The sequence below is a fragment of the Bdellovibrio sp. ZFWA1 genome, from assembly GCF_056175665.1.
Genome location: NZ_JBJKJH010000003.1, coordinates 118,325 through 130,851 on the forward strand (window position 1 = coordinate 118,325; position 12,527 = coordinate 130,851).

8 protein-coding genes are annotated in these 12,527 nt (G+C 43.1%); 4 read left to right on the forward strand and 4 right to left on the reverse strand.

Annotation, left to right across the window (positions count from 1 at the left end; translation table 11 throughout):
• Window positions 1–15: 15 nt before the first annotated feature.
• Together AC04MN_RS14430 and AC04MN_RS14435 are read right to left on the reverse strand one after the other, a co-directional pair.
• Window positions 16–2,346, reverse strand: a complete 2,331-nt coding sequence (locus AC04MN_RS14430; protein WP_475383918.1) for a hypothetical protein — start codon at window positions 2,344–2,346, stop codon at window positions 16–18.
• On the reverse strand, window positions 2,336–3,685 hold the full coding sequence (locus AC04MN_RS14435) for a hypothetical protein (RefSeq protein ID WP_475383919.1): 1,350 nt from the start codon (window positions 3,683–3,685) through the stop codon (window positions 2,336–2,338). Before AC04MN_RS14435 ends, AC04MN_RS14430 begins: the two co-directional genes overlap by 11 nt.
• A gap of 121 nt (window positions 3,686–3,806) precedes the next feature.
• On the opposite strand from AC04MN_RS14435, the gene AC04MN_RS14440 reads away from it, so the two are divergent.
• Window positions 3,807–4,832: a glycosyltransferase family 9 protein gene (locus tag AC04MN_RS14440; RefSeq protein WP_475383920.1), complete on the forward strand. Its 1,026-nt coding sequence runs from the start codon at window positions 3,807–3,809 to the stop codon at window positions 4,830–4,832.
• A gap of 7 nt (window positions 4,833–4,839) precedes the next feature.
• Window positions 4,840–6,132 (forward strand): 3-deoxy-D-manno-octulosonic acid transferase, encoded by a 1,293-nt coding sequence (locus AC04MN_RS14445; RefSeq protein ID WP_475383921.1) that lies wholly within the window; start codon window positions 4,840–4,842, stop codon window positions 6,130–6,132.
• Here AC04MN_RS14445 and AC04MN_RS14450 read toward each other — a convergent pair.
• Window positions 6,129–7,010 (reverse strand): NAD-dependent epimerase/dehydratase family protein, encoded by an 882-nt coding sequence (locus tag AC04MN_RS14450; protein ID WP_475383922.1) that lies wholly within the window; start codon window positions 7,008–7,010, stop codon window positions 6,129–6,131. The genes AC04MN_RS14445 and AC04MN_RS14450 overlap by 4 nt on opposite strands.
• A gap of 242 nt (window positions 7,011–7,252) precedes the next feature.
• Between AC04MN_RS14450 and AC04MN_RS14455 the strand changes: the two genes are divergently transcribed.
• Both AC04MN_RS14455 and AC04MN_RS14460 read left to right on the forward strand, forming a co-directional pair.
• Window positions 7,253–8,395, forward strand: coding sequence for a hypothetical protein (locus AC04MN_RS14455; protein WP_475383923.1), 1,143 nt, complete (start codon window positions 7,253–7,255; stop codon window positions 8,393–8,395).
• Complete coding sequence (locus AC04MN_RS14460; protein ID WP_475383924.1) at window positions 8,382–11,672, forward strand: hypothetical protein; 3,291 nt, start codon at window positions 8,382–8,384, stop codon at window positions 11,670–11,672. Before AC04MN_RS14455 ends, AC04MN_RS14460 begins: the two co-directional genes overlap by 14 nt.
• Before the next feature lie 36 nt (window positions 11,673–11,708).
• Here the strand turns inward: AC04MN_RS14460 and AC04MN_RS14465 are convergent, their stop codons facing one another.
• Window positions 11,709–12,446: a helical backbone metal receptor gene (locus AC04MN_RS14465; RefSeq protein ID WP_475383925.1), complete on the reverse strand. Its 738-nt coding sequence runs from the start codon at window positions 12,444–12,446 to the stop codon at window positions 11,709–11,711.
• Window positions 12,447–12,527 lie beyond the last annotated feature (81 nt).

Here is a 12,527-nt window from a genome sequence, read left to right on the forward strand (position 1 = left end):
GATTTAGATCAATCTTTACTTCAGACCATCCTTCAGAACTCTGAAAACTTTTAAAATCTGACCTCGATGTGCCTGTCCCGTGTCAAAAAGACTGTCTTTGAGACGAAACCCGATCACATCTGCCGCAGACGGCTTTTCACCCTTTAAAACAAGGTAGGCAAACGCGGCTGCTAAATTCTCATCCCCAGTCCCAGGGCTCATATTACGCAAAAAACCCATAAAACGAACCGAAGCTGTGCGAATCTCGCTAGAGTTTAAGGCCTGAGACCGATCAGCATCGTAAATGGTCATCAAAGATTCAGTATAATGCAATATCATCACAGCGGTTCTAATATCCGCCACTTCAACCATCCCCTCTTTGGGGTTTGAAACTCGGGCCACAGCCAACAAGTTTCCATAAAACTCGTCCCAATCATTTTGATTCAACATTCGCACCCAGCCAGCCATATTCGGCAAATTGCTAAAGTACTTATGGAACTCTCGACGCAATACCCTCTTTGCACATTCTTCGTTGTATTTCGCAAAATCAAAAACGTCTCGCTGCTCGGGCAATTGACAACCTGATTGATCTAACGATTGTTGAATCAATGATGAAGTCCCAAGGCCGCCACTTAACAAAATGGACACAAATTCAAAACTTTCAACAACATTTAATCGCTCGTCACCGTCCCCCGCTGGCGTGAATAACGAAGCTTCAAGGAAAGAACGACTTCCAGAGTTTTTTGATCGAGGATCGAAAGCCTTAAGCTCCACTCCAAGACTGTCAAAATCAGCATACCACTGTGCCAGGCCATTAATCTTTCGACTATCATCTTTTAAAAGACTCATGGTTTCGAAAGGGCCTCCCGAATCGGCATAACCCATCACTAATAAACGTGAAAGACTGACCATCACGTTAAAGCGGGTCAAACTTGCCCAGTTGTATTCTACAAGATTCTGGGAATATCTAATTGTCACACGGCCACTGCTATCAAAGTGCATAGGACGTGGCTGAGCTAGAAGTCGAACAAAATGTTCCCATCCCGCCTTTAACATTTTTTGTTCCATGACGTCGTCGCTAGAAATCTTTTGAGCTTTGCCCTCAGCTTTATATAAACCAGCTAGTCCCACTAAAGATTTATAGGGAATCACAGGCATCTTAGCAGTGACTTGGTTCACGAAATCTTGTATCAGCGCGAAACTATTCAATTCAGACTTAAGCGCCTTTAAGTGTTTTAGTTGCAATCCAAATAGAGCGCGACTATCTCCCCGTCGCTCAGAGTCCAACATCCGAGCCAATATCACCCGGTAGGTCTCTTGCAATGATTTATTGGAAACCTTGATCGGCAACCAGCCTCGAGAGTTCACATCGGCAACCAAGGTGTCGATATCTTTTAAAAGGATATATCCTTCCCGCTGCATCCGAGGGCTATTTTCAAGTAACTGAATTAAGGTCTGAGCCAAATCCGTATAGTGCTTCGTTGTTCGTGCGTCTGCAACCTGAACACCTCGTAAGGTATACCCAGATTTTAATAACAAATGATAAAGATCCACAAAGACGTCAACCGCCCGACTCCAGTCGTTTGCAGTTAAAAGCTGAGCATCTGCGCCCAACAATATAACTTTAATATTTTCTACTAAAGGCAAAAGATCTGACGCCTGAACATACAATGCAAAAGGCTGATCCCCTGTTACGAAGTCGGCAATCCCTGAAAATAAACTTTTCGCTTCGTTGAATGAATATCCCGAGCGAACTAACTCGGTTTTTAAGAACAACCTGTGTAAACTAGTTCTAAAGACCTTGATGGCCTCATTAAACTGAGCTTCATCAAATTGAGACTGACGTAAAGTCAAATTCTTAACATGAGGGCTCACCAAGATTAATTCGCTTTTAAACTCAGAAAGTAAATCCACCAAACGCTCGATTTCGCCTTTAGAAATATATCTATCAGAACCACCAAGCAGAGCTTGCTTCAGGCGCATCAGATCATTTGCAAGTTCAGGAGAAACGTTATTTTGCTTTAAAAAATACTTACCAAAAAAACTTCTCATGTCCTGAGACGTATATCCATCTTTGACCGATCCAACTGTTCGTTCCTTAAAATAAGTAAGGGCTTCCTGCATACAGCCAATACCAGAACCTAAGTCAGAGTCCTTCGCGATTCCCTCTGAGAAATCTTTAATTTGTTGCGGCAACTTTTCCAAACACTGCAATTTAGAATTATTTAATTCAATAATTTCAGGTTTACTTTTCTCGCCCTTTAAATAGTCCGTGCAAGACACCCCAGAGGTTAACATCACAACCGTTAGGGTAAAAGCAAGACCGCGGGACAATGAATTCCGATTGACGAGCCTCTTAGAAAACATAAGAAACTCCTAACATAAATCGGTCGTTATTTGCATATTGGGCGATCTCGTTTTGATTCTGAGCCGACACCTGCGCGGCATCAACCAGCTGCACCTCACCAAAGACATGCCATAATTGACTTACACTTAGTTTCCCATACATTTTTACCAACGAAAAATCACCGCGATCACTTCCCATTAAAGAGCCCCGAACTTCAAACCGCCGACTTTTACCTAAAGAGCGTCGCACCACCCCTGACACTTCGTTGGCTTGTCGAAACGAATATCTTGTCATCAAAGGTCTACGGTCCGCGCTAGCAAGTTTACCTTCCTCAGAAATCTCTCCACCAAAGATTTCCATGCGCTGAATAGAAATCAAAAAAGGACCTGAATCATATTCTAAAAATGCCGTTGCCAAAAAGGCCTTCGTAAACACAGGCACGGTCAATTCAGGTGCAAAAACCTTTTCATTATTTGGTTTATCCAGGGTTCCGCTGGCACCATATCTGAAGCGACCAGAATTTGCGACTACATCAGCGCCTAATAAGGTATGATAGAAGACATCCGGAACAATCGTAATGACACCACGATCTTTAGGGATGTTTAAGGCCCCATCATAAGCAAGTGCTAACTGATTCATTGGCTTATATAAATAACTTAAAGAAAGGCGCACTTTTTCTTGCTCACCTAACAAAAGCCGCCCGCCATAACTGGTTCTAAAGACAATGTCTGATTCGTTGGGCCGCGTGAAATCATATTCAATTGCGGTTGTCTCATTAAAAATTTGAACACTTTCTGGAGGACGACGGAACCAAGGATTTCCTCGCACAAACTTTCCATTTTCTAAATCAAAAGAGGGCCCCTGATCAGGTAAAAATAATGCCGAGGCAAATAAAGTGACTTCGATGCCATTTTTTTCAGATTGCCAAAATAAACCTGAAAGACCCTGTCGCTCGGCCGATAAAGGATTCCACTTAAATACAGGTTCCCAAACGCCTAAATCCCATCGAGCGTCCAACTCGGACCAAAGAAATTTCGCCCGGCCTAGTTTTAATTTTTGCTGAGCTCCCAAATCCTTATAGAAATACAATTCTGAAGCATTCAGGTAATTCAACAAAGGAGCCCCAAAGGCAACCGCACCGGCCACATCCATTCGGAAATCCGACTCGACGGCAGGATCGGTTCTTAAGCTGGCAGCAAAAAATTGGTAATCTGACTTAGAAGTTGCGCCAAATGAAGAAGACACGAAAGAGTCTGAAAAAAGCTCTAACTCCGAGACCACTTGGCCCCAAGCCGCTGTACTTGATAGAAAAATCAAGACAGAACTAATAATAAAAGTGCTGAGTCGCTTTTTGAGCATGAAACTCCTTCGTCTCAAAACAGTTCAAGCATTGTGCCTGTCTCTAAAGCCGACTCTTTCGCATCGCCTCGTAAAATTTTATACAAGTGACCTTTTTGGGCACCTTTGGTAGAAATTTCCCATGAGCCAAGAAAAAATCCTCATAATACGCTTTTCTAGCATCGGTGACGTCGTCCAATGTTTGTCAATTCCAGCCAAACTTAAAGAGCGATTTCCAGAGGCGCAAATCCATTGGCTCACAAGAGAAGACATGAGAGGCCTTCTGGCATTTCATCCACAACTTCATAAAATATGGTCTTTTGATCGCAAACAGAAATGGCCGCAGCTGATCCGATTAGCGTGGCGTCTAAGACAAGAGGGATTCACTCACGTTTATGATGCGCACAACAATACCCGCTCTCGGCTCGTAAGCTTTATTGTGACAAAGTGCTTTGGTGGTCCTCTATTCTTGCGTCGCTCGGTGAAACGCTGGAAACGTTTTTTATTATTTCGTTTCCGCATAAATCAGTTCGAACAGCCCTTTTCTGGACAGCGGGATATGATTGAACCTTTGACCGCATGGGGTATTTCAAAGAATCTTCCCCCAGCCCCACAGTTCTTCCTTAATCCCGATAGCCTCAAAAAAGCCGACGAGTTGATTTCTGATTGGGCGCCCTTTATCGCACTCGCTCCATCAGCTGCCTATTTTCTAAAACGCTGGCCGAAGGAGTATTTTAAAGAACTTATACTTTCAATGCCTGGCCAGAAATTTGTCTGCCTTGGGGGCCCCGAGGATGCTTTCATTCAAGACATCGCCGATGTTGCCCCCGAGCGAGTTTTAAATCTTGCAGGAAAATGCAGCCTTGGCGCCAGTGCCGCCGTTATTGCGCGAAGCTCGCTCTTAATTGCAAATGACACGGGCCTTATGCATATGGGAGAGCAATTAGGAAAACCTGTCATAGCACTCATGGGGCCTGCCCCCTTTGGCTTCCCTTCACGAACTCCTCAAACAACCATTTTAGAGTTAGACCTTCCTTGCCGTCCATGCAGTAAACACGGCCAGGGCCCCTGTAAAAACTCAGTTCACCATCGATGCATGATGGAGATAAAACCCAGCCTAGTTAAATCGACCGTCTACAAAAAAATTCAACCCGAAAGCCAAGGATAAATCAATAATGACAACATTGATGATCTATCAACTGGTCACTCCCATTTTAATTCTGTTTTTGCGCTTAATTCGTCCCTTTTTGTCGGGTAAAATTCGTGAAATGCTTGAAGACAAAATAGCAAATGGCCACATGGGAGCATGGAATTTTAAAAACATCAACGAGCCCGAACTCAAACAAAGCTTGGTCCTATGGATTCATGCGGCCAGTGGCGAAATTGAATATGCTCGACCAGTGATCCGCGAGATAAAAAGAATCCACCCTGATTACAAAATTTTAGTTACCTATTCGTCGCCTTCGGCAAAAAAAATATTACGTTCGATCGCGGATATTGACGTCTGGGGCCCTCTTCCTTGGGACACTTCGTCTGCGATGACTCGTTTTATAAAACGATTTAATCCGCAGGCCTTGATGGTAGCAAGGACTGATTTGTGGCCTTTACAAGCCTTGACTTGCAAAAAGCTACATGTGCCTGTTTATCTTTTTTCAGCAACCTTTGCCCAGAACAGTTCACGTCTTCATGGATTAGCAAAAAATCTAACGAAAATAAGCTTGGAAGCCACGACTCAAGTTTTTGTAGTTAGCCAATCGGATTTAAACTCTTTAAAAGAGTTAAATCTTTCTGCAGAAATATCCGTTCTAGGAGACACAAGGTACGATCAAGTGATTCACCGCTTGAAAAATCCTCAGGTCATAAAAGAAAGTTTACGTCCTAAAAACGCTACATTTATTTTAGGATCTACATGGCCAGAAGATGAAGACCAATTGTTGCCCCTGCTTCCAAGCTTAAAGGCCCAAGGCTGGACGTTCATAATCGCTCCCCATGAAACTCAATCGGCTCATCTAGAGCAAATAGAGTCCCATCTTGTAGAACTGAATATGAGTTTTCAGCGCTATACCCAAACTGACAAATTGGTGTCAGATGTATTGATCATCGACACGGTAGGAATCTTAGCAGAGATTTACCAATGGGGTCATGCAGCCTTTGTCGGAGGATCTTTTAAAAAACAAGTTCACAGCGTTATGGAACCCCTCGCTGCAGGATTGCCAGTTTTTGTGGGCCCACATCATTTGAACAACCGTGAGGCACTTTTGATGCAACAAAAAACCATCGAAGGCTTTCCAATGGTTCAGAGCAACTCCCAAGCTTTAGATTGGCGTCAAAGCTTCGAAGAGCTTTCGAAGCCTGAATTCCGACATCGCCTCAATCAAGGCATTAAAAACGAAATTGAAAAGCTGTCAGGTTCAACACCCAAATTGGTTCAAAAAATTTTCAGTGACCTCGATGCAAAAAATCTTTAGAAGCCTTTGTTGACCTCGTGCACAGTTTGCTCTAACAAGGCAGGCAACCACTGAGAAGGCGGCTTGGCTACAAAGTCCAACCTACGTAACCGATTGGTATCAACATACCAATCGGTTTTTAGACTGAACAAACTGATCGAGTCAGAATCCCCCTTATCGGTATAGCGAACGGCTCGATACGAAAGTTCTTCGACCATTTTTAAAATCTGCCCCATCGACACAGGCACTTCTGAAGCTATATTCACAGCACCATCCTGAAAAAAGACCCCCAACTTTGCCATCGCCTTTGCCGCATCCTCGACTGTGATAACACTGAATCTTGCATTTTTATTGGGGATATAGATGTCTTCTTTCAAAAAGACTTTGCGAACCAACTTCTTCAACTTTCCCGTTGAATCTTCGGCCCCCAATACAAACGGCAATCGCGCAATAGTCACTTTAAAACCGGATTTTTGAACATAGACAGCTTCGGCTAGACGACGAAGCTCCGAGCCCCCCAAGCCCGCAAATTGCCCGGGGATTGTATAATGACCAGGATCAAATTGCTCTTCATGGATATGTTGGCCATACGGATAAACAAAGCTGGAAGAGGCTAAAATCACGCGAGTCGTGACCCCCCGTAAAGCCTCAATTGTTGCAGCTGCAGTTTGGGGGTCTGCGCAAATCATGTCATAGACAACATCAAAACTTTTCCCACTTAACGCTGCCGCCATGGCAACCCCTTGCGTTCTATCAACATTAATTTGAGAAACAGGTCCATCATATTGGGGTCGCAGGTTTCCTCGGTTTAAAGTTGTGACTTCAAATCCGTGTTTGAGCAGCTCATTAACCAGCTGCTTTCCAAGAAACCTGTTACCACCTATCACTAACGCTCTCATTGATAACCGCCCAATTCCTTGATTTATGTAGAACTTTTCGGCGGCATTTCAAGAATTCTTCAATAAAATAAACTTAACAAAGCCAATAGTGTTCCTCTGATTTCCATATGTATCTATCTGAGATTGAAAGACAAACTTGGGATGCCTGTTAATTCTTTTGACAACACTAACAGCGTAATTTGTTTTAGAGGCTCATTTGATTGCGCACATATTTTGAATATTTTCGGGGCAGGAAGGTCCTCATGTTGAAAAGCTTATTCACATTCTCACTTCTGATTTCTCTGCCTTACCTGGCGAACGCTGGTGGTGTCTCACAATTATCCGCGCAAGAAAATATCAGTAAAAGAAACATCGCAAAGCGCTGGGATGCAGAGTGGAAAGCCTCTTTGAATGGATCTTCAAGTACTGGAGAACGTGGCGAATCAAAACTGTTTGGATTTAATTTTGACCTGCAAACCAGTTACAAACTCAATCGCCAATTATCATTTCAAATCAATCCAATATTTCGCTATTCTAATGGCGCAACACAATCATTTGATACCTCTGACAAGACAGAAAATAGAATCACATTAAATAATGCTGCCATTGAATTTCAACCTATTCGAAATATCGAACTAAATGCTGGCGCCTTAAATCAAGAGAAAATTCACTCAAGCCTTCTTGTCGATAGCATTCCCTTTCCTGCAGCCCGCTTTACACTTAAAACAGAAGCTACAGATCAACTTGTCGTAGGACTTGTCGCTCAAAATGCCATTCCTACAACCAGTTCTTTAGCTTCAAATACCGGAGAAAAAGAAAAGACCCCGTCGTTAACTACGGCCTCGTTAAAAGGGAACTACAAATCAGACAGCTTCGGCCTTAGATTGCATGCGGGATTCTTCCAATGGGAAAACATCCCCACGTCCGTCGCTCAAAAATCCTACGGGCTTGGCAACTCGGTAGAGGTGATTTCGGACTCCGAAGGCCGCTGGCAATATAAATACAGTGGACTTGATACAAAGATCGAGTCAAACATTGAGTTTGGCGCCACCTCGGTTCGCTTTGGAGTCGATTATCTAAAAAACAACAAAGCCCCTGCAAGACTGAATACCGCTTATCAACTTTGGGGAATTTTAAATTATCAATTTGACCCAAATTTAAATGCCCAACTATTAGTTAGCCGGTTCCGGGTAGAATCCGATGCCACCCTCGCCTACTTTGCCCCTGGAAGATTCTTTAACACAAATCGTAACGGCCAAAGTTTTGAAGGAAAAATCGCATTCCCTAAGGATGGCTACAATCTTGCATTAAGGTTCACCGAGGCGGATGTGATTAGCGAACATCCCATTCAATTGAAAGAACGCAATCTCATTTTGAAACTGGAGACTACTTATGCAGAATTCTAATTCAGTTTTTAATTTGAACTCGGTGTTTGCCGCCCTTATTAGCACGGTAGCATTGACTGCGTGCAGTCTGCCTGCTCCAGAACAAAAAGATCTTCTTAAAGAAGAAAACTCAGCTGCCAACTTTTCAGTTCGTAGCTATAAAGCAGACGTTGTCCCGGATACTGTTCAACGAGAATTTTCAATTTCTGATTCCAAAAGGATCTCATTTGAAGTTTGCCTAAAAGAAATTAGCCGTGGAAAAAGCATTCAAAATCTTCAATTTTCTATTGCGGAGTCCGCTATCAAAAAATCAACCGATCTTGAAGGCTGTATCTCTTGGCAGGAAGATGTAAAATACAACCCAGCCGCAGAAGCAAAATATCTTCTTTTAGAACGCACTATTCAAGGACAAGGCGTCTACCGAGGCCAACGAAAAGTTTCCTTCGCGTTCAACCCATGGGCAACGAACGACAGCGCCGTTATCTTAGATGCGAAGAAAGCGCCAGAGGGAACAATTACTGAAGACTCTGAAATCAAACAGCAGCTGGTTGGACAAAACCAACAGCAATCATTGAAACTTTGGGTTGAAGACGCTCGTCTTTTAGCTTTAGAAAAATCCATGGATGCCAAAAACATCGTTCTGAATTACGAACTGCGCTTTGGCCCAACGATTCAAATTAAAAATGCAAATGGAGACCTTATCACACGCCCACTGACTTCGGGCGCCTTCGAAGGACAAATAAACCTTTTACATCGTATTCAAGAAGGCGGAACAGATAAGTGGAAGTTGTTAGGACAAAGTGATCTTATCAGCGCCGAGATAAAAAATGGTTCTCTGGCTCTTGCCTCAGATATAAAGCTTTCTTTAATTCCCACTCGCGGCCAAGTCTACGTGGGACTTCGTCTGATTGGAAAAGGAAACTCTCAGAAGCTGAAGCCATTCGAGGGCCTCTACCAGGTTGGCGAATACGATACACTAAAAACCGGCGGCTTCTTAAAGCTCTCTTCGCTCGTTTCAGGGGATCCTGAATTTTCATTGGCAAAACTTCAAGCCGTAGCTCCGAAAGTGGATGAAGAATCTTATCAAAAACCACAAATTGAAGTAGCCCCCCTTGAGTTTAAGTTTTTACGTGTAAGTAATGAAACGACAACAACTAGAGACGTCTCGTTTCAAGTGCTAGCATGCTTAAAGAATGGCGTAGATCAAAAAATCATCCGCGCTCAAACGTTTAAGGTAGTAAAATTTAAAAGAGAAGGTGAAAGTCAGGGCGAGACTACGGAAATCAAAGCTGACAATTCTGCATGTATTCAATGGGACATCACGTTCAACACCAAAGTTTACGAATGCCAGCGCTATATCAAAGGTGAAGTTCAAATAACTAACAACAACCTTGGTATCGACGCCCACATCCCGATCATTATCAATCCTTGGGAACAATGGGGTTCTGCAGGAAGGGATATGCGTCGAGTCAGCCCTTCTGAAAAACTTCAAACTTCGTGTTCGTCAAAAGAAATTCTGCCATCGACAATTCAAATTGAAAACTACAGCTATTCAACACTATCTTATGACTACTCAATAGATAAAAATCTTTCTTTAGGCCACAAAAAGAAAGTGCTTTTTAAAATTGAGCCAAAAGTTTTAACCTACTCGAACATGAATAATGGCCGCGAGAGCATTGATCGCATTCGTGACGGAATCTATCTTTTAAAAATCGCCGTTGTGCGAAATCCTGATTATGATTTTAAAAATCCACTGGTTTCTTCCGAGGCCAAACTAGTCACGGCTCTGAACGGTCAGATCACGACGGAAATTACTTGGACTACCAATGACTTAAAAGCTTGGGGCAATCGGAACTCCATTGCCATTGAACTCTATCCGGTGGATGAAACCAAAGCCAAGGGCCAAGAAAAAGCAAAAGACTTAGTAACGCTGAACTCCCTCATTGATTGGAACTCTGGTCTTGTTTCACCAACATTCAAAGGTCCAATTATCTTAAATCTAGACGAGATTTCTAGAGTAGTTACTCGCACAGACTTAGAAGCTATGACTCGTTTTTTTGTACAAAAAGATGCGGTAAAACAAAACCTAGGTATTATTGATAATATTATCTCTCAAGGAGAACTCGCTAACGCGGCTCTGCAAAAAAGCATCGCCGAAAAAGCGGGAAAATCTACCTATGCCGCCAAAGAAAACCTAAGTCTATTGAATTTAACCGACAAGAAGGCTCAAACCTTACTTGGTGGCATCGCTGGTCTTGAGGTGCGATACCTTCCTAATTCAGCAATGTACGGAATTCCAAACCGAGATCTAAAGTTAGCGAAAAGTGCCGGTAAGATGGATCTTGATGCAGTCCAAAACCTTTTGCGCTCTGGGACACCTTCAGCCCAAATGAGTCGAGGACTATGTGCTTGGTGGGCCTACGAATTCCTTCCATCAATGTACAAAAACAAAGGCGGAGCTATTTCAGAGGCTGTCGCTGGCTTCGTAAATCAAACTTGTGGCCAGAGTTTACGCAACACCGATCTACCGTTCTTTGTCTTCGAAAAAGTAACGAATGTCTACGAAACCGGCGGCATTAAGCTAATTGCTGGCTCGAACCATGGAATCAGTGTCGGCACCTCATTTTCAATGACAAACTCGCACACGAATTCTGTCAGCCGGACCGCAAGCATTTCAACTAAAGCGGGGCTTGGATTTAAATTTTTTGACGTATTTTCTGTAGGATTGGACACCTCATATCAAATATCCAACTCGACCAGCGATGCTCAATCTGCCAGCAATGGAATTTCTGTCGGGGCAACGACTTCGATGGCTGTCCAAAAAAACCAGATGGAGATTTTAATTAACAAACACGAATCTTGTGTCTCGGTGAAAATTAATCCTGTTTTATTCACTAAGGACGAAGACGGGCCTTGGTATAATAAGCGACGTAATCTGCTAGGTATTTTCAATCGCTCTTTGTCCGATACCGAAAAAATTGATGCCATGACTCGGGGTCTATTGATCTGCGAAGGCCAAATCAATAATAAGCCAATTGTAAAAACTGAAAATTTTTACTTCATCAATCAAGAAACTTCGGTAACCCAAGGGCAAGATGCGGGCGATGAACGAAACCGTCCGTTCTTCATCGCTCTTCGTGGGGATTCTGATTATGCCAAACTGATGATGGCGATGAAAGCCCAACATAAGATGCCTCTACATGCTCAGGTGCAAGATGAACTGCACAGCTCTCAAGTTACAACAATGTCGGAAGTTTTCAAAAAAGGCTCCGGCGCTCACCCGGCGATCCTGAAATAGACCTATAAAAAAAACCGAGCTCGCGGCTCGGTTTTTTTATATCAAAGAATTAGCTTTTAAAAACTCTAAACTGCGAATACCGAACCAAGAATAGGACTCCCCATCAACTACGGCTCCTGAAAATCCCAATTCGCGAAGTTCATGAATTTTTTTATGAAACGGAAATGGCTCGGACGAATATAAGACGAAACTATTCTGAAACTCTTCCACCTCAACCAAAGGATATTTCTCATCGTGCTCAAACGTAAGTACTCGCGCGCCTAGATATTCCAACATAGAGCCAATGAATGTCGCACGACTGACACACATCCAAGGCTTTTTCCAAATCATATAAACGACCGATGTAACATCATTGTCGGTCGACTTTACCATCTCGATAAGCCCGGGGATCTTCTGAAAGCTCCATGCCCGACGAGGCAACTGCAAGAGCTCTCCAGTTTCAAAAGCCCACTGCAAAAGATTTTGATTATCAAAGTGGCGGCCTAAACGCTCTAGTTCGCGTTGCATGTCTGATAACGAAGAAACGTGGGTTGCAAGATAAGGTAAGGGGCACTCTTCGGCCATTTGCAGTGGGTTTTCTTCCTTATCCATGATTATTAAATCGGGATTCAGTTCGATAATAAGATCCCAGTCCACTTCTTTGGTTCCACCAACGATTGGAATATTTGTGATCTTTTGAGCCGGATGAATACAGAAACGCGTTCGACCAACTACTTGAATACCCGCTTTAATAAATGTCTCTGTCCACGATGGAACTAAACTCACAATACGCATTGCTATATAGCATCAATTGTTAATCACCGAGTCAAGCCGATTACTTGACCCACTGTTGTTGAAAAGCCATAGTCATGGGCA